The sequence below is a fragment of the Pirellulaceae bacterium genome (genome assembly GCA_029243025.1).
Taxonomy (GTDB): domain Bacteria; phylum Planctomycetota; class Planctomycetia; order Pirellulales; family Pirellulaceae.
The window spans coordinates 59,392-77,010 of record JAQWSU010000052.1; the positions used below are offsets into that span (position 1 = coordinate 59,392).

Annotated in this window: 17 protein-coding genes and 1 pseudogene; 11 read left to right on the forward strand and 7 right to left on the reverse strand. The window is 54.3% G+C overall.

The annotated features are described in order from the left end of the window. Positions 1-45: 45 nt before the first annotated feature. The 4 genes from P8N76_25595 to P8N76_25610 all read left to right on the forward strand — a co-directional run bounded on the left by P8N76_25595 (position 46) and on the right by P8N76_25610 (position 4,274). The gene (locus tag P8N76_25595; GenBank protein ID MDG2385071.1) at positions 46-513 is read left to right on the forward strand and encodes a hypothetical protein; all 468 of its coding nucleotides are present in this window, start codon (positions 46-48) and stop codon (positions 511-513) included. A gap of 463 nt (positions 514-976) precedes the next feature. Beyond that, positions 977-1,912, forward strand: a complete 936-nt coding sequence (locus P8N76_25600) for a methyltransferase domain-containing protein (protein MDG2385072.1) — start codon at positions 977-979, stop codon at positions 1,910-1,912. A gap of 493 nt (positions 1,913-2,405) precedes the next feature. Continuing rightward, entirely contained in the window at positions 2,406-3,677 is a 1,272-nt protein-coding gene (locus P8N76_25605; protein ID MDG2385073.1) for an ATP-grasp domain-containing protein, read from the forward strand. Between the two features lie 384 nt (positions 3,678-4,061). Then, the gene (locus P8N76_25610; GenBank protein MDG2385074.1) at positions 4,062-4,274 is read left to right on the forward strand and encodes a hypothetical protein; all 213 of its coding nucleotides are present in this window, start codon (positions 4,062-4,064) and stop codon (positions 4,272-4,274) included. Positions 4,275-4,950: 676 nt separating this feature from the next. Here the strand turns inward: P8N76_25610 and P8N76_25615 are convergent. Then, positions 4,951-6,216, reverse strand: a complete 1,266-nt coding sequence (locus P8N76_25615; protein ID MDG2385075.1) for a hypothetical protein — start codon at positions 6,214-6,216, stop codon at positions 4,951-4,953. 807 nt (positions 6,217-7,023) lie between these two features. Between P8N76_25615 and P8N76_25620 the strand changes: the two genes are divergently transcribed. The 4 genes from P8N76_25620 (at position 7,024) to P8N76_25635 (ending at position 9,740) form a co-directional block, all read left to right on the forward strand. Beyond that, on the forward strand, positions 7,024-7,866 hold the full coding sequence (locus tag P8N76_25620) for a hypothetical protein (protein ID MDG2385076.1): 843 nt from the start codon (positions 7,024-7,026) through the stop codon (positions 7,864-7,866). A gap of 9 nt (positions 7,867-7,875) precedes the next feature. Next, entirely contained in the window at positions 7,876-8,286 is a 411-nt protein-coding gene (locus P8N76_25625; GenBank protein MDG2385077.1) for a U32 family peptidase, read from the forward strand. 78 nt (positions 8,287-8,364) lie between these two features. Further along, positions 8,365-9,459: a DUF3656 domain-containing protein gene (locus P8N76_25630; GenBank protein ID MDG2385078.1), complete on the forward strand. Its 1,095-nt coding sequence runs from the start codon at positions 8,365-8,367 to the stop codon at positions 9,457-9,459. After that, the gene (locus P8N76_25635) at positions 9,456-9,740 is read left to right on the forward strand and encodes a hypothetical protein (protein MDG2385079.1); all 285 of its coding nucleotides are present in this window, start codon (positions 9,456-9,458) and stop codon (positions 9,738-9,740) included. The genes P8N76_25630 and P8N76_25635 overlap by 4 nt, the downstream gene beginning before the upstream one ends. A gap of 43 nt (positions 9,741-9,783) precedes the next feature. Here the strand turns inward: P8N76_25635 and P8N76_25640 are convergent. The 3 genes and pseudogenes from P8N76_25640 to P8N76_25650 all read right to left on the reverse strand — a co-directional run bounded on the left by P8N76_25640 (position 9,784) and on the right by P8N76_25650 (position 11,976). After that, a pseudogene (locus tag P8N76_25640) lies at positions 9,784-10,203 on the reverse strand (VCBS repeat-containing protein). A gap of 75 nt (positions 10,204-10,278) precedes the next feature. Further along, on the reverse strand, positions 10,279-11,343 hold the full coding sequence (locus P8N76_25645; protein ID MDG2385080.1) for a VCBS repeat-containing protein: 1,065 nt from the start codon (positions 11,341-11,343) through the stop codon (positions 10,279-10,281). Between the two features lie 9 nt (positions 11,344-11,352). Continuing rightward, complete coding sequence (locus P8N76_25650) at positions 11,353-11,976, reverse strand: hypothetical protein (protein ID MDG2385081.1); 624 nt, start codon at positions 11,974-11,976, stop codon at positions 11,353-11,355. Here P8N76_25650 and P8N76_25655 point away from each other — a divergent pair. Genes P8N76_25655 through P8N76_25665 form a run of 3 tightly spaced genes read left to right on the forward strand, consistent with a single transcriptional unit; the run spans position 11,975 to position 15,367 of the window. Beyond that, the gene (locus tag P8N76_25655; GenBank protein MDG2385082.1) at positions 11,975-14,224 is read left to right on the forward strand and encodes a hypothetical protein; all 2,250 of its coding nucleotides are present in this window, start codon (positions 11,975-11,977) and stop codon (positions 14,222-14,224) included. The two genes, P8N76_25650 and P8N76_25655, sit on opposite strands and share 2 nt — an antisense overlap. 27 nt (positions 14,225-14,251) lie before the next feature. After that, the gene (locus tag P8N76_25660) at positions 14,252-15,187 is read left to right on the forward strand and encodes a sulfotransferase family 2 domain-containing protein (GenBank protein ID MDG2385083.1); all 936 of its coding nucleotides are present in this window, start codon (positions 14,252-14,254) and stop codon (positions 15,185-15,187) included. A 6-nt stretch (positions 15,188-15,193) separates the two neighbouring features. Next, the gene (locus P8N76_25665; GenBank protein MDG2385084.1) at positions 15,194-15,367 is read left to right on the forward strand and encodes a hypothetical protein; all 174 of its coding nucleotides are present in this window, start codon (positions 15,194-15,196) and stop codon (positions 15,365-15,367) included. A gap of 25 nt (positions 15,368-15,392) precedes the next feature. On the opposite strand, the gene P8N76_25670 is transcribed toward P8N76_25665, so the two are convergent. The 3 genes from P8N76_25670 to P8N76_25680 all read right to left on the reverse strand — a co-directional run bounded on the left by P8N76_25670 (position 15,393) and on the right by P8N76_25680 (position 17,428). Next, positions 15,393-15,728, reverse strand: coding sequence for a hypothetical protein (locus P8N76_25670; protein MDG2385085.1), 336 nt, complete (start codon positions 15,726-15,728; stop codon positions 15,393-15,395). A 3-nt stretch (positions 15,729-15,731) separates the two neighbouring features. After that, complete coding sequence (locus P8N76_25675; GenBank protein MDG2385086.1) at positions 15,732-16,430, reverse strand: CocE/NonD family hydrolase; 699 nt, start codon at positions 16,428-16,430, stop codon at positions 15,732-15,734. A 257-nt stretch (positions 16,431-16,687) separates the two neighbouring features. Then, on the reverse strand, positions 16,688-17,428 hold the full coding sequence (locus P8N76_25680; GenBank protein MDG2385087.1) for a site-specific integrase: 741 nt from the start codon (positions 17,426-17,428) through the stop codon (positions 16,688-16,690). Positions 17,429-17,619: the final 191 nt, after the last annotated feature.

Here is a 17,619-nt window from a genome sequence, read left to right on the forward strand (position 1 = left end):
AATGAAGGAGCGTCGTGATAGCACGTTTCGGATCGGCGTGGCTGATTGCTGCAATCCGCAATTCGTGCTCGCTCTCGATCGTGCTGGCTTACGTGGCGGTCCCCAGTTCGCCCCGCGCCCGAAGCGCTCGAAGCGCTCGAAGCGCTCGAAGCGCTCGAAGCGCTCGAAGCGCTCGAAGCGCTCGAGCAGATCCGAGCCACGCCGGCAGATTCGAACCTTTCGCGGCTCGCGAATCCGGTGCTTATTCTTCGGATCCACCCCGCATTACTCTGCCGGTGCGCGAAGAACAAAGAAGTACCCGGTTGTTGCATCGTCCCGCGGAAAGAGACGAAACACGGCGCCCAGCAGCAGCAAAGGAAACAAACACGCCGCCAGCCGAACCTGACGTGGACTGCCAGTCACGAGCGGCCGCCGGCTGTTGCGGCTCACCTGTTCAAACTGATGAAAAAAATCGTCCAATCCGTGACTGGTAAATCGAAAATAATCATGCGGAGCATCATGAATCCCAAGTAAGAATGGTGTTGAGCCGATCAACACTCCACCCGGCTTAAGAACACGCAGAATCTCAGACACGCCCGGTCCGGCTGCGGAATGTGCTCGAGAACCACCAACATGAACACCCCAGCGAAAGTATGAGTTCCGCGGGACGTGTAATTTTGCCACTTTGAACGGCTTGCCTCATCGCTGGCGGACCATGACTCACCGCGTGAATTTTTTGCATCGGGATCCATCAACTCGAGTCTGGGGCCGGTACCATCTGGCAAAACGTTCAAATGGAGCGGCGAAAATTGAGGCCGAATGTTTGACAACCACTCAAAGTACGGCCAAAACGCCAGGTCCTCAGTGGATCAAAATTCGCATGAGTTATTTTGCCTCAAACAAGGTCCCAGTGCACTCTCGAAGTGTTTCTCGGCTATTATTGATATCTGATGCTGCCTGCTGGATCGGGTGGCGGTTACGACATTAGGACATTGCGATGCTTAATGCGACGACTTTTCACGCAAGCAAACATCTTGCGGATATCGATCTGGGACCAGTGCAGGAGTGTTGCCTCTTCTGTGACTCTACCGATCAGTTGAGTGTCATCAGCCGCCTTCAGAGAGATCCAGTGGTGGATTTAATGAAGTGCGCGTCCTGTGGTGTCTGTACCGCTTCGCGCATTCCGACTGTCGATGCGCTGAGGAATTATTACGGAGGCTATTACGAACAGGCCGGCAATGCTGAGGGAGGTCATTCAAAGGTTACCTTTCACAACACAATGCGGTTCGCCATCCACTTAGCGAAGGTGATTCGGCCGGTATTGGGAGAGGGGTCCTTAACCATTCTCGATTTCGGTGGTGGTGACGGCACAATTGCTAAGGAGATGGCGGAAGGCTTGATCAGCCCGGTACGTCCATCCGCTACAGTGACGGTGGTGGAATACCAGGATGAAGTCGTCGAAAGTTCCGAACACGTCACCATGCGACATGAATCCTCTTTGGATGCGGTCGATAAGCAGGTCGAATCCTTCGACATTATTATCGCCAGCGCCATCATCGAACACCTGCCCGAAGCCAAGGACGAAACCGAACGATTGCTTTGTTTGCTGAAGCCTGGCGGGGTACTTTACGTCCGAACCCCCTTCGTGGTCCCGATCATGCGGCTAATGAATTCTGTGGGACTCAAACTTGACTTCACGTTCCCCGGCCATCTTCACGATATGGGCCAAGGATTCTGGGAGGGCTATTTCTCACAGCTCAGTGCATCTGGACCTTATCGGATTGTCACTTCTCAGCCATCTATTGTTGAAACAACGTTCAGTGAACATCCTGCCCGGACGTTGTTTGCCTATTTGCTTAAATCCCCGTGGCTTATCCTGCGAAGCGCATATCCGTTTGTCGGGGGGTGGGAAATATTTGTGCAAAAGTCTTGAGGGGTATGGCCACCAACATCACCGTCCTCAACAGTGGCTCGTATGTTGTTTTCAGACTCTTCGTCATAGACTGTACTAAAGCCGCGTCTGCGGCACAGTTCCTTCGCCGAAACTCCAGCATGTACCCCCTCCAGCAACCCGATAACCTGCTCCTCGGCAGACCACTTCTTAATATCCGTCTCCTGCTTTGAACACGGACCCTACTCAGTTCAGGTTGGAACCGAAATCGGGGGGCTAGGTCAATATCTAGCCACTGTTTTTTTGCGGTGCATAGAAATGCCCTCTTGTCTCTGGGAGAAAAAAACGATGCAGAGAGAATTTCTTAAATATACATTTGCAATCGGCGAGTATAAACAGGTTTAATCAATGACTGACTTTTCTGCGAAAATAGCATAAACATGGCTGAAACTACGGTTGGTGTCGAAAAGCACTTCATGGACATGAAGACTTTCCTAACTGGTTCTTAGGGCCTCTTGCTTGTGTGAGACGTTTTATGCATGTGCTGATCTTCCCTAGCTGCAACGAACCTGGACTCGAAGTTATCGATGCACTGAGCTGTCATCCGCGAATTGAGGTTTGGGGTGGTTCGAGTTTTGACTTGTTGTCCGACCCGTCTCGTCTGCTGCTGGGTGAGCGACACCATGAGCTTCCCGCACTCAGCTCGGCCGGCTTTCGCGGCGAGATGAGGAAATTCTGCAAAGATCACAGCATCGACTTCGTTTTTCCCACAGTCGACGCTGTCGTGGCCGAGATGTCTGACTGGACCGAATCCTTCAAGCTAATCGGCCCAAGCCACGAGTTAGCCGAGCTAGTGCTGTCCAAGGCGCGTGTATACGACGCCGTCCGCGACGTCGTGCAAGTCCCGCGCACATTTAACCCGAAATCGATGGAGCTTCCCGCTTTTGCAAAGCCGGAGATTGGGAGCGGGTCTCTCGGGGCCGTGCGTCTTGACGATCTTGCGAGCATCGAGACGGCAGTCGCTGCCGGTCTGCTTGTGCAGGAGTACTTACCAGGGGACGAATTCACGGTGGACTGCATCAGTGGAGTCGATGGACGGCTGCTGGCTTGCAGTGTGCGTCAACGCTTGAACTATGGCGGCGGCATTGCGAAGGCAGCCACCTGTCTAGAACATTTGGAGATCGAACGCCACGTACAGGCAATCGCAGAGAGGCTTCCGCTTGCTGGTCCATGGTTTGCTCAGTTTCGCGAAGACGGAGAGGGCACACCGAGGCTCCTGGAGGTGAATGCGCGTGTAGGGGGCTCGTCCGGCGTAACGAGGCTGGCAGGCATCAACATTCCACTAATGGCGGTGCTCGCCTTTTCTGGATTGGAAATCGACTCACCACGACGAATGGCGAGCACCACAATTACGCGCCGTCTCGACCTAAATGGCGACGTCGATGACTTCGATTGGGTTGTTTGGGATCTCGATGATACTTTGGTGCATGCGGGCGAAGTGGTCGATCCCAAAATGGTCGCATGGCTGTACCGCTTCAATCAGGCAGGCAAGCTACAGTCGTTGGTTACGCGTAACGTCGATCCACGAACTGTGATCAGTCGAACCCGTCTTCCGGATTTTTTTGATCACATTGTTTCGACAACCGACAAGCTTGCGGCCATCCGGGCCCTGCTCTCCGAGCAGGGTGCAAGCGGCGAGCGCGTGATCATGATCAACGACTCCGGTGCTGAAAAGATTCTATTCAAGCGCGAACTTCCTGCAATCCGAACCATCGCTCCTGACGCAATCAATGTTTTGCGGAGTTGATCTCCAGGTTCCGCGCCTCCGTCGGCCCAACTGGTCTTAATGATGCTATCCAGAGGAACTAACGTCTACGAAAAAGATCTCATACAATCCCGGGGCTTCAACTACAGCTGCGTGGGCAGGCAGGGTATGCAAAGCGCACCGATTTGCACCCAAGCACCGATTTGCACCCAAGGGGTCATCCCGAACGCTCAGTTCTCATAAATCTGGATATTGCTGAAGCGGCTCTCGCCATTCTGTGCGCCGCGATCGTGGTCCATCACAAAAAACAGGTACTGCATGGCGCCCGTGTAAAACTGCCCCACCGGTATGGCGTCGTGCGTACTGCCTTCCCCCCCCGCCGTAGTCGCGTTAGTTTTGCCACCCCCAGTTCTGGGAGCCGTACACGTGGAAGGTAAACGCACTACCGGCAGTGATACTCAGATCATTATCAAAGCCAATGGAGTGAATTTCGCCCTGCGTCGCACTGCTGAAATCGAACTCGATGACCGTGTTTTCCCTGATCGTATAAGAGAAGGCGATCTGCTTCCACAGGTTGCCCGTCAGGTGCAAGGTGGCGCCGTCGTCCTCGATACTGAACGTGCCGGTGCCATCCTGTGAGCCCACATAGGAGCCAACAGTGAATTCATCGAAATCGATACCGCCGGAGGGGGGCGGGGCACAGCCACATCGATGGTAAAATCCTGGGTGTCGACACCAACCGCGTTCTCGGTCTGGATCTGCACCAGCTGGCCCTCTTCCTGCCCGCTGACCGGCGTCCGGGCCACCACACCCGCCGCACTGACGGTCATGCCCGCGGGGCCGGAGACCAGCGAGAAGCTGATGGGGGCTGTGCCACTGGCCTCGACGGTATTGTCGGCGTCGTAACGATCAGCTAGACGGCAAATTGGCAGCACTGCCAGAGACATGCACGGCACTATTCTGCCGTTGCGGAGAGAAGCCAAAGACACTGTAGGAGAAAGAAGTTCTGATGATCCGTGGCGCAAACAATCTTCCACTTCCAAAGGAGGGCACCGCTACCCGATCGTGCTTGGCGGCGCCTCCCACGTGAATTGCGGCGAAGGCTATGCCATTTACGCCAATGGCAAACTGCTCGCCGAATCAGCCGCCGGAGAAGCGGTCGAACTCATGAGCTCGTTAACCGACAAGCAGCACGGTCTGCAGCCCTTGATGTCGGCTACCGTCACCGTGGGTTCATTCTTCTCGCGCCCATTCAGCCGGGACCGGACAGGTTCCCGATCATTCTTCTTTTCCCCAAAGACGGCCCGGGTACCTGCTACTCGACGTGTCCGTCAAAGATACGTCTCAGAAGCAGCTCTTTGACGTCTCTCAACCGAATTGCGGCTCTCGGCCTTGTTTTTGGTTGACTGCCGCTCGCCAATAGAAGAATTCCCTCTGGAATATGATACGCGGTCGCCGATTTGACTGGGTAAATTTCAAATCCCGCCTCTTCCCAGGGAATCCTGGGGGATTCCTCCCCAAGTATAATCCAGCCACTATCGTGTTCCGCCTGGCTGGGACTTATATGAGTCAGGCTCAGGGTCTCACCCTGACTACAGGCGGTAAATACTTGCCTGCCCGTGCTGGTTCTGAGCTTTGAGATCACGGTCTCAATGGCTCCTCTGAAGCTTCGCTCTTTTATATCGATCACGATCTGCGGAATCATGGCGGAGCGAATTTCGTATGCGTGGCTGGGGATTTCTGCGAGCGTCAAAAGACGTTCCGGTTGACTCATGCGCATTTCCAGGCACTGTTCGTGTTCGGGAAATATTTGCTCTTGTCCCATGCTCGAGGCAATCGCAACAATCAACTCAGGATTCTCTTTGCGCCAATGCAAAACGTCCCGCAGGCAAGCTTCCAGAGACTCGACTGTACGGTCCGTCTCAATCTCGCCACCTGCTGTGAGCCCCCGGTTGATGAGCAGGTCCCAGTGCCGGTGCATTAGCCCGGCAAATGAATTCGTGAAATAGGTGCTGAAGTCTGGCGGGGACTTTGGATTGAAGATGCTCTTGAAATGCGCCCAGCCGAGATCGTTTATCTCGAAGGCTCCGGACTGTTCATTCAGCGTATTCCAGAACGTCTGCGTCAATTCCGAATCGTCCATGGCAGATAGCAGCAACCGGAGCGAGCGACCTGAAAGATTGCCAGATTCGTTCTGCTGGACCTGTTCCTGGCAGAAGCGAGTAAACGCTTCGAGCCGGTCGGGATAGCTTTTGTCCTGCGCGCCAAACGGGTCGGGGACAAAGAATCCGTTGGGCCCGGGGTCAATGGCCGGCCATGCACCCATGGACTGGAAGATGCCGATCGATTTTCCCCGGCCGCGGACAGCTTCCCAAAGGGGCTCCCCGTTGCAGGTCCCGAGCGGTTGTCCCAGGAACCTTGCGCCATGATCAGCGGGTTCAATTCCCCGATGCAGTGTCGGCCAGGTGATCCAGGGTGAGAGGCTGTTCTTGGGGTAATCGATTCGTGTCGTATAGGTCTCGGACTGAGATTCGATCTCGCGCCAAATAGGGGAATGGTGCGTCAGAACCTCGTCCCACATTCGCCATGGGATCTCATTGAATTCCAGTAGAAGCAGGGGACGGGTGATATAATCGCTCCTTTGACCTCGCTCATTGTTAGTGAAAGAGCTTGCGAACACACTCCGCGGTCCGTGCCAGGTGTTTTAAACCCGGAACACACATTGATCAGACTAAACCCGCACGGAACCAATGGCAAGGGCACGCAAATTACGGAAAGCACCATTGAATCGGACAAAACAGGCCCAGCAATTTCGGATTGCCTTCAGCAAATGGATTTGACGTTCGTCGGGAGTATTGTTTTCTTCTCACCTGACCTGGTGGATGCGGGGAGTACTCGTTTCGGCATCGCACGATCACCGAAGTGGTCCTTCGTTCAACAACCGCGCGCATATCTTGCATGAAAATTCCCTGTCCCTGATGTCTCCCCGGCCAAACTCCAGCAACGGCTAGGCTCGGAACACCAGGTCAGACCCTCGCACGCAATCCCGAAGGCTCGGGAAGCCTAGACAGCTGCGCGGGACTCAGCTACTTGCTTCGCTTATTGATCGGACCAAATTTAAAGGGGACCGTTGTGGTATCAGATCTGGCACAAGATAGGCTCTGGCCCCAGCGCTTGAATTTGCCCTGGTGTCATCTTTCGGAAGACCGCGCCATGTTGCTCAATCTGGACAGTGGCGAGTACTCCGAGCTCGGTGGCGCTGCGCCCTTTATCTGGATTTGCCTCAATGGCACATCCACGTTTGAAGGTGTTGTCCAACGGATGACGAGCCGCTTTGCCATTGATCACGACCGGGCAAAAAAGGACCTTGAACGGTAGTTTTCGAAAAATGAATCAATCACTCAAATGCATGCTGATTCTCGTCGCTGTTTTAAGCAGCTGGTTTTTTGATGGATCGACTATTGCTACAACAGCGGAAGACGCGAACCCCGAGGCGAACTCAGACGACCATGTCTACTACTACGGCGCGTTCAATCGATTTAAGCCTGGGAAAGAGAGCGAGGCGCGAGAGTTCATCTACGACCACTTTTGGACAGTTGACAAGGTGATTGAACGGAAGCCGATCGCCTTTGATTTTGTCACCGGCCCCTGGCATCACATCGTCTTTTTCCGTCTCGAGAATGGGCTCGCTGATGCGGAATTTACAAACACCGCACAGGTACCGAAGTGGCTGAAACAGTTTGAAAAACAGGAGGGAGGTTCGGAAGCAGCGGCGAAATCACAAGCGCACTTTGACGCGATGATTGATGAAACCGTTTCAGGGGTGTTCAAGATACCCTCCGATGACGTGGAGGCAATTGAAAATGCCTACTCCTACAACTCCAAGAAAAACTTCTTTCGTGTCGTGTTCGCCAACTACAAGGCGAGTAAGGAGCCGGCTGCCACGAAGATGATCATGGAACAGTTAAGGACGGCACGGCTGAAAACCGGCCGATTGGTTGTACCACTTTTCTCTGTTGCGGGACCTTACGATCACATCGTTTTCGTTCACCTTGATCCCTCAAGCCTCGACAACATTATTGCTGACAGCCAGGACGCAGATTGGGTCAAGGCGATGGGGGGTGCAGAAAAGACGGCGAAAGCACAAAGCATCTATAGTGATTATCTCCAACAGGTTGTTCGAGAGATCGCTGTTGGTAGCTGGTACGACGGTAGGGCCGCCAAACAGTAAACACTTGCGATGACGAAAACGGAACGACGCGTTAAATGGAAGCGGCGTCTCATTTACATTCCGCGCTTGCTTGCTGCGGGCGTTACGTCACTCAAAATCGAAGGTCGACTTAAGAGTCCAGAATATGTCGCCAGCGTCACGCAGCACTATCGAGCTGCCATTGATGCAACGCTTGCAGATCGCTTTATTCAACTTTCAGATGCGCAAGCGGAAGAAATGGAATTGACGTTCTCACGAGGTTTTTCGCCCGGCCGTTTGGAAGGCTGCGACCACAAACGCTTGGTTCCTGGTCTGAGTTCTGCAAAGCGGGGTGTCAACGTTGGCGTCGTGACTCGCGTTGTTAGCGGTCGTGTGATGGTTCGCCTGCATCGCCGACTCAAGGCAGGGGAGGGGATCATGTTCGATGTGGGACTTCCCTAGAATGAACAACCGGGCGGACGCGTGTTTCAGATTTACAAACATGGGAAACGTCTGCAAGGGAATGTTGAGAGTGGGGTAGTGGAACTTCGATTTTACAATCCCGCTGAAAAATTCGGGCAACTTCAAACGGGTCAGCAGGTGTGGAAGACCGACGACCCTCAGATGCGAAGAGTATTGCAGCGTCGAGTTGACGCGAAGTTTCCACAATTCCGAATTGATGTTGCGTTTCACGCGTTGGCTCATGTTGGTACTCCGCTTCGGGTAACGGCGATGATTGGTGATGATGTGGCAGTACACGTCGCTTCGAAAGAACCGTTGGAGATTGCTCACAAGCATCCCGTCGACACGGTATTCTTTGCGACTCAACTCGGGAGGCTGGGGCGGACGCCATTTCAATGCGCTAAACTTACGGTTGACGTTCGTGATCGTCCCATGGTGCCGCTCAGTGTGATTGGGAAATTAAGGCGGTCGATTGTCGATCAACTGCAGGAGGCGTTGTCCACACCTCCAAGACGCATCATGTTCAGCAGCGATCGATTGGAGAACGTGGGAGCAACGGTTGAGTCAGTCGGAGATGCGGTGCCGCAGCCTCGGCTACACGTTGTTTGTCGTAGCCTTGAGCAGTTGGCTGCGGTCATGGATTGTGGAATCAAATGCATCACGGTCGACTTTGCGGATATTCGTCAGTATCGTGAAGCGGCAGAAATGATTCGGCAACGTGATGATTCGATCGAACTGATGTTGGCAACGCCGCGAATCCAAAAGCCTGGTGAAGACGGAGTTCTAAGTCTGCTTCGGCGCTATGCCACACACGGTGTTCTGGCTCGAAATCTCGCAGCGATTCACTATTTTCGTGACTGCGACATTCCCTTCGTGGCAGACTATAGCTTGAATGTTGCAAATCCAATTACCGCCGAAATGATCATCGACATGGGGGCGAAACGCGCTACCGCTTCGTATGATCTGAACTGCGACCAACTCCTTGATCTCGTCCGTCAGACTCCACCACAATGGCTGGAGATTGTAGTGCATCAACACGTGCCCATGTTTCACATGGAGCATTGTGTTTTTTGTGCCGTGTTGTCGCCAGGAACAAAGAAAACCAACTGTGGTCGCCCCCGTGATCATCACACGGTGCATTTGAAGAATCGAATGGCAAGCAGCATTTATTGACGGCCGACGTTGGCTGCTGGAATACGTTGTACAACGTGACACCACAGAGTGGCGCTGAATTGGTGCCGATGCTGCTGCGGCAGGGGATTCAACGGTTCCGTATTGAGCTGTTGGATTCGATGAAGCCCAAGGAGGTGCACAGAATCATCACGCTGTACGAGCAGTTATTGGCAAATCAAATCAAGGCCAAAGCGGTCTGGAATCAGCTCAAGGCCTTGAATCGGGCGGGAATCACTCGCGGTACACTGCAGTCAAGCCGCGATCCGTTGGCGATGCTGTAGTTGGCACACTGCGATTGCGCGGCGTCGATGTGGCGACAGGGCTTCACCGCGGTAGATAGTAAAAATGTCCGTCCTCGGCGCCAATCAAGAGGTCTGGAATTCCGTTACCGTTCCAGTCTGTGTAGGTTGGACTTGTCGTGTGACTGGAGAGAAAACGTTCGGCCAGAGCTCCTGCAAAAGAAAGCGTCACGCGTTTGTTCTGGTGAGCCGTTTGCCGATACCAATCGGCATTTTTCCCATTTTCCAAGAGGTCCAGTTTTCCGTCGCCGTCCCAATCCACAATCGCGAGTTTGCGCCGTCCGCTACGACCTGCGGATCCCGGGTTGAGTCTTAACGGTTGACCTTGATCGTCAACGAAGACTCGTTGCGGATGCCGCAGTCGAAGTTGGCCATTGTCTGCATATCGTTCAAACAGAGCGAGATAGCCTTCGTAGTCGAGCATGATCAAATCGTTTCGACCGTCTCCGGTCCAATCGACGACAACCGAGGTGGTACGCCACTGAGTAACAAGTTCATCGGAGGCGGGATTCCACCAAAATCACTTTGGTTTTTGGGGTGCGTCCGCCCATTGAATCCGAACCGGCTTTGCTGACGCGAGGTCGGGTTGCCCGTTCGTTCCCCGGTTTCGGTACCAAACCACACGCCCCCAGATTGAATTCACGATCAGATCGGTTTGCCCATCGTGGTCCCAATCGGCGGCAGTCAAGGTCGTATAGCCCCACTTGGCTTCACAGGGGCCCTGGATTGAACCGTTGGGACCGGCCTGGATTCGAAGGACCTTTCCGTCGGCGGTTAATCGGGTTGGAGCGGCAAACTTTGGCGACGGTAAGCCTTTGTGAGAGCCCAGGTTTTCGAAGAACTCGATGTATCCAGCAGTATTACCTGACAGAATGTCGTCGTCACCGTCTCGGTCCCAATCGACGCAGACCGGGGTCGATAAGGCGCCGCTCTTCAACAATGAGGCTTCTTGCTGGAAGTACCGCGGCTGTTCAAATCGAGGGATACCTGCCTGGTCAGTGCCCGTATTGAGGATCAGTGCCACACGTCCGTCTTCGTCGCCACAAATTAGATCGGGCCGACCGTCGTGATTCCAGTCGACGGCGGACGGTACGATCATCTGCAGGTCCATGCGAAGTTCACCGTTGCGAGTTTGCAGACGCTTGCCGCTGGCATACTTTGGCTGTTGGCGAGTGCCAACGTTTTGGAAGAATGTAAATCCATCAAGAAACTCGCCGCAAACCAGGTCCAAGTCGCGATCGCCGTCGAAGTCCGCAAAGTTTGGTGACGGCCAACCGTAGACGTCGATCGGTTTACCATTTGCGAAAAGTTTGGCTGGATCACCAAAGGTGGGTTGCGCCGCCGTGCCGATGTTTTCGATCACGTAAACAAATCCATGTAACGGGCCATTCGTCCAATGGCCTTCGGAATCATAGGCGTCATCCCACCCGTAGTCGCTCCAGTCTCCAATCCCCACAACTAGATCCTGGTCTCCATCGGCGTCAATGTCGACCATCTTCCACTGATTGGCGCGTGTCTTTTGCGATTGGCGGCCAACGAATTGATGAAAGTCTGCAGGAACGCCCAAGGCTTGAGGGAACTCCAAGCCAGATTCTTAAAACTTTGGATAAATGGCGTCTGGGGTCATGACGACAGGCCGGCCGTTGCCCCAGGAAACTTGGACGTTTCGGAGTCCACGACTAATTCGCCGCGGCGGCTTGAACACCGGGAACAACTCGTCTGGCGTGGCGGGATTTTCGAAGACGTACGTTCCGTTGTAGGGCTTGTCCGGGCACGATACGACAAGGTCCCAGTCTCCGTCGTTATCGAAAACCATGGGCAGTGGCCAAGCCCATAGGCCAACGCCCAGGTCGACTTGGCTAGCACCGTGTTGGTACTTCAGGGGCTCAAGATCGTTGGCGAATAGCAGTGCAGGCGACGCTAGTATCGCGAATAGCTGGGTGACTGTCGTCAATAACGTCACGCGGGCAATGATGGGAGAACTGACGTGGAACATCGGATGGTTGGCATGAGAATAAGAACGTTGGCGATGCGGCAACACAGCCGCGGTGTCCAAGCCTTTAGTGTAGCAAGCAACGATGCCGGGGGCACGCGGGTGTGATGCATTGTCTTGCGGTTGCTGTCGAGGTCTGGCGGGGCCCCACGAAGTCGACTTCGCAAAATGTTGTCGGTCGGGTACAACTCCGCCTGCGTCATACGGCTTGAAGGAGTAGGCCATGGTTCCATTTACAAATATCCCCTTCTTCTCCGCGTTTTTCTTGGTTCTTGTGGGGGTCTTGATTGGTAATCTTATTTGGTATCGGTTTCGGGATGAGCAAGAGCGGAGTCAGTACCAATTGCGCGTCAAGAACCGTCGCTTAACATCCGCGATCGAGCACCAAACCGCTGACATCGAACGGGTTGAATCCGAGTGGGGTGAGGCAACCGAACTGTTGTCAGACCTTAAGGCTTCGGTCCAGAGACTCCAGCACGAAAAGGATCAATGGCTTCTCGAACGCGAACGAACGGCAGTGCAACTAGCCCAGGAACGGCAGGCTCGTCAAGACCTGGAATTCTGTTTGCGAGATGAGAGCCAGAAGATTTCAATCACCGTCTCAGAGCGTGAAGCTTTGGCGGAACGTTTGTCTCAACAGGAAGGAGATTGGGAAGATCTTCAACGGCAATTTGAAAAAACGAATCAGCAGCTGTTGGGATCGAACCTGCAAGCTGAAAAGCGAACGGTTGAACGCCGTGAACTTGAGCAACGCCTGGAAGACGCATGCGCACGGCAGGAAGCTCAAGCCCAAGTGCTGTGCCAAACCCAGGATGAGTTGCAGAACATGCGGCAAGTGTTGGACGAGCAACGCGATCTGACCGAGCAACAACAGGTGATGCTACGGCAGATGGAGCTTCAGCAGGCTAATGCCGAGGCACTGCAAACCAGGGCTGAAGAAGAACTGAACCAATTGAAGCATGCGAACGTCAAACTCTTAGAATCTCGCGATCAATCGCAGCAAGCGTTGAGCGTATCCGATGGTGCATTGGCACGATCGGTGGATGAAGTGGCAATGCTGCGTTCGCAATTATTGAGTTTCGAAACGCGTCATGACGAAGTGGTCTGCGAATCGGAGGCATCGGCGAGACGCGAATGTGAACTCAAGGTACAATTGGAAGAGCTCGCAGCCCATCGCACGCGGAGCCAACAACAAGTGGTTGCGACAGAGGATCATGCGCGCCGCCTGGAAGCCGAACTTCGTGTCGAGCGAGACCGTCACCTGAGCTTGCAGCACGCCCACACACAGTTGCAAAATGCTCAAGAAGGCTGGCAACAAACCAACAGTAAGTTGGAGCATCGGTGTTCGCTGGTCTTGACCGAGGCAGGATTGAGTGAGCAAAAATGCCAGCAACGGCTGGTTGATTTGCGAACGCAGTACGGCACGTTTCTACTGCTGACATGGCACGACGCGCAACAGCGATTGTCTCACGTCTCGGCGGAAGCCAAAAAGTGGCAAGCAGATTTCGAACGGGTGAATCGACAGCGGTTGACGGTTTTGCAGCAAAGAGATGATCGAGAAATGGAGCTGAATCGGATCGAGTCGATCGAAGAACAGTTCCTTCCGCGAGGCGCCGAGTTACAGCAGTTAAGACGGGAAACCCGTGACGCACGTCATCAATTCGAGCAGGCAATGGAGGCGGAGGCAGCCACGAGAGATGTGATTAAGAGTCTGCGTGACGAACTGAATGAATGTTTGGTCGACGTGGAACATCTGCGTGAGGAAATCACTGTCCGTGATGAAGCTTTACAGGTAGAGCGTCGACGACAAGAGGCTTTGGAGGTTACGGCAGAATCGGCGGTTGTCAGCGAGCAGCAATTTGACCTCGCTGTCTTAGCGGCTCAGCGCACGGAAGAAAGTTTGGCGGCTCGTCTCATCGACCATGGCTCGGAAATTCATCGCCTTGAGCAGACCTTGGCGTATTGGGTGAGTCGGTGTAGTCACTATCAAAGACGTAGTGAGCTGGCTGAGAACTGGCTTGACGAGTTGACGTTGGAACTTGACCACCAAAAGCAATTGTCGGATCAGATGCGACGACGGCGCTTTGGCGTCCTGAACCAATCCGCCGTGGTCGAGAACATGGGGCCACTGTCATTCCGAGAGATGCGTTCCAAGGAACTCATGCGCCGTTTTCAGGATGAACAGAAGTTGAGAATTGACGCGGAGATGGGAAAAGTGTTCGACGATCCACCGCAGCGTCCCGATGACCTCACGAAAATCCCCACGATCGACGGAAGATTGCAACAATCGCTGAATAAGCTTGGCATTTACACCTATCGACAGATCGCGGGTTGGGACGCGCAAGCCATACAGATCGTCGGTGATCGTCTTCAAATCGGCAACGACAGCTGTCGAAATGACTGGGTTGGACACGCTCCTCGCTTGTCTCACGACGAGCAAAGATCGACTGCGCAGCACGGGGCGATCGCGTAGCGAGAAAGTTTCTGTTTCGGAGCAACAATGAGTAACAAGCGATTTCCGACGTGGGTTGTCCGTATGCCGACTCACGGGGCCGAACGGATCAGCGGTCAAGAAAAACCATTGGCATTTGTCCACATCAATAAGACCGCGGGGACGTCCTTGACGCAATACTTGAAAGCGCATTTTGAGTCTCCAGCGGTTGTGGCTCCACCCTGGCACGGTGACTTTGACGAGATCGGTGTCGACGACGTCACGCGGCAAATGTTCTGGGGGCATTTTACCTATGAAAGGTTCGTGAAGCGTCGTCCTGACGTGTGGTTCATCACGTTTCTGCGTGATCCCGTACAACGCGTTTTTTCTCAATATCGATCGATGCACAACCCGGCTAATCTACGGGATGGTTGGGAAAAAGTCTTGCCGAACCATGCGCGTCGCTCGATGGATTTTGCACAAGCAGCTTCGTTCGAGGAGTTTGTGATGTCCGACGATCCGTTCATCGTCGGACACATACAGAATCTCCAAACACGATTTCTATCTTCGTACCGTGATCAGAATCACCCAGAATACCTTTCCTCGGCGATCCTCAACTTGACGGAGAGTATTCTGTTTTTTGGGGTGACGGAATCTTTTCAGGATTCGATTAGTTTGTTTCGCTATCAGCTTCAGTCTTCCCGGCCTTACATCGCGGAGGAACACGACCGAAATGTTTCTCAGCCATACGATGTATCCGTAACCAGTACGGAAGTGCGGCATCGTCTTCACCAGCTTGTCGGATTCGACCAGCAGCTTTACGAGTTGGCGGTTACGGAATTTTCTCGACGTGTGCAATTCATGAAAAGGAAAACCGATATGAGTAGAACCGCAAATCGTGCCCCACGCCGCCGGCCAGTACCTGGCGAGCCCGCTGGTAACAGCTTGCAGACTTCGGACGATCGGCGGCGTAGATTTTATATAGATCGGTGGTTGTGGCCATGATGCTCAATGTTGGATGTTGAATATTGGAACGTGGTCAAATACAACCGTGAGCCCAGTATCAAACATTCGACAGCGGATGTCGAGTGCGACGATCGAGTTGAAAAAGGGGCCAACACCCCACAAATCCTGCTCATCATTTTGCCCCCATCATTCTACCAAATACGAGGACTGACTCGCTAGCGATTAAGGCCGGTTTCGATTGGGGTTAGTTCAGCATCCTCGGCACTTGCGTCGACCAAGCCTTATGAAAGAACGGTTTGCCGTCGAGCTGAATCTCGATCGTCGTTTCGTGGTGAAAATTCGCTGCGTCGCTTGTCGTCACTTCGTTCGACTCGACGCGCACTTTAAAGGGTGGCCGTTCAAAATCGTAGACGGCTCGCGCCTTCAAGACAGCCCTGGCCGGGTCCTCGGGTGAAACGGTGAAGCTCGAGTTATACGTAAGCGTTTGTCCGGCTTCGCCCTCCTTATTCTCGACTCGCGAGGGAAGATCTTGACGACCGAGTCGGAGTGTCGCGATTCCCTGCACGAGATCGTACGTCACCGATTACTCCGTCGGTGTATCGAGGTCGGCGGGGTCAGCATTCGGCAGGGGCTTCAGCTCAACCGTCGGCGGGTCATCTTCCGAGGTCGGGATTACCGGCAGGCGAATATGAGACGCATGGCCGCGATCCCGGTAGACGCGGTTCACGGACGGCTGACCGGTGGGCCAAGCATTTTGAAAGTCGGCACTCGCAATCGCCACACGGATGCGATGCCCGGGTTGAAACACGTAGGACATTGCCTTGAGCGAAACACGGAGCTCGTAGATCTTCCCGGGTTCGAACGGCTCCGGCTTGTCGTCACCGTTTCGATGCGTGGCGTTCAGGCCACCGTAGCGTACGAGCTTCGACGTTCCGTCCGGTGCGACGTCGATCAGCTTGACACGAAAGTAGGCCACTTCCGCTGTCGAGCTGACGTGAAGCACGGCCTCGGGCGTGCCTGTCACGTCGAGCGCTTCCTCCAGAGGGGGTGTCGTGAATAGAAGGCTGTAAGCCTCATCCAGCCGCTGATCGACGGGTGTCCCCCAGGGCATCAGGCCGCCTCCCCAATGCATGCCCGAAGTGACGCCGACGGCCGGATTATAGCCGTACTCGTCGTAGCAGCTCACCCCCTCGGCTGGCGCCGTGCCGAGCGACTGGCCATCGAGAACGTAAAGTGAACGATACTCGGTGCGTGCGATCGGCCACTCGCCATATGTTTGCACCAATGGTCGCACTTTCGGCCGTTATGTCTCGCGCAGGAAGATTTGAAATCACCAGCGCGAGTAGATGACGCGATTCGAGTGTTTCTAATTGCCTGATGATGTTGGTGCGTCGTCGTTTCGTCGATCGATTTCGAATCCGCGAACGTCGACTACTTGTCTTCGGAGCCAAGCGGGGGTTTTTCGACTCGCCTCATAACCTCGAGGTCGCAGGTTCGAATCCTGTCCCCGCCATTTCGGTTGGTCGCAATGTTTCGCAATCACCCGCAAACCCCGGCAATGCTGGTTTTTTTATGCGCGGTTGTTTGGTTTTGTGGCTCGATGCGGCCCAATGCGTGCACCTGCTGCGCCGCATTCTGCGCCGCTTTTGTTTCGCCCCTCACCGCAGCGGCGAAATGTTCATTCGTCGTCATTAGATAGTGCCGTATAGCGACGCTCGGGGTGTTTCCTAACCAATCTGTCACGACTTGGACGGGGTAGCGCTCGACCAGCTCCGTTTCCCGACTTGCCCGCAGGTTGTGGAACAAACGGGGCCAAGGATCTAGACCGGCGCGTCTCACGATCTTCTGGAACGTCGTCCGCAGATTAGCATTCTTCCAGCCCGCCTTGCCCATCGCCGCTTGGCGAAACCTGGCGTCCACGACGTATTCAGCCCCATCCGGGGCGAAATCGAATGCTTCGATTAGGTAGGGACGCAACTCTGCAAATAACGGAATCGTACGATGCGCCTTGCCCGCATGATGCTCTGTCTTCGGGGATTGAACAATGATCCGGCCATTTCCCCAATCCACGTCCTGCCACCGAACCGATAGCGTTTCGCTGGGCGTCCGCAGGCCACCGTAACGCGCTAGGGCAACAATTGTTCGCCAGTAATGATCGGGGCAGGCCTTTAGCACGTGGTCGATTTCTACCGGCGTGACAGATCGCTGTCGATCCTTGACTCTCGTCGCTGGCGGAATAACGCCCGACGTTTGCTTCGTTCTTTCGCGTGATACACGCACCCAGGTTTCTCAATCGCGCGCCGCCTACGGCGGCCAAGAAAAAGGGTAAAAGGTAAAAAGGGAAAAGGGTTATTTCCTCGCCCGCCTTCTTCGCCAACACAAACCGATTCCACCTAGAACGGCCCAAACGGCTAGCGAGCCGGGCTCTGGCACACTGGCGGGAGAGGAAAGACTTGCGACTCGAAAACCGA

Bases quoted from the DNA above. Each gene is read 5' to 3' on its own strand.
- P8N76_25600 (MDG2385072.1), top strand. From the start codon at position 977: ATGCTTAATGCGACGACTTTTCACGCAAGCAAACATCTTGCGGATATC.
- P8N76_25605 (MDG2385073.1), top strand. From the start codon at position 2,406: ATGCATGTGCTGATCTTCCCTAGCTGCAACGAACCTGGACTCGAAGTT.
- P8N76_25615 (MDG2385075.1), bottom strand. From the start codon at position 6,216: ATGTGGGACGAGGTTCTGACGCACCATTCCCCTATTTGGCGCGAGATC.
- P8N76_25620 (MDG2385076.1), top strand. From the start codon at position 7,024: ATGAATCAATCACTCAAATGCATGCTGATTCTCGTCGCTGTTTTAAGC.
- P8N76_25625 (MDG2385077.1), top strand. From the start codon at position 7,876: ATGACGAAAACGGAACGACGCGTTAAATGGAAGCGGCGTCTCATTTAC.
- P8N76_25655 (MDG2385082.1), top strand. From the start codon at position 11,975: ATGGTTCCATTTACAAATATCCCCTTCTTCTCCGCGTTTTTCTTGGTT.
- P8N76_25650 (MDG2385081.1), bottom strand. From the start codon at position 11,976: ATGGCCTACTCCTTCAAGCCGTATGACGCAGGCGGAGTTGTACCCGAC.
- P8N76_25660 (MDG2385083.1), top strand. From the start codon at position 14,252: ATGAGTAACAAGCGATTTCCGACGTGGGTTGTCCGTATGCCGACTCAC.
- P8N76_25665 (MDG2385084.1), top strand. From the start codon at position 15,194: ATGTTGGATGTTGAATATTGGAACGTGGTCAAATACAACCGTGAGCCC.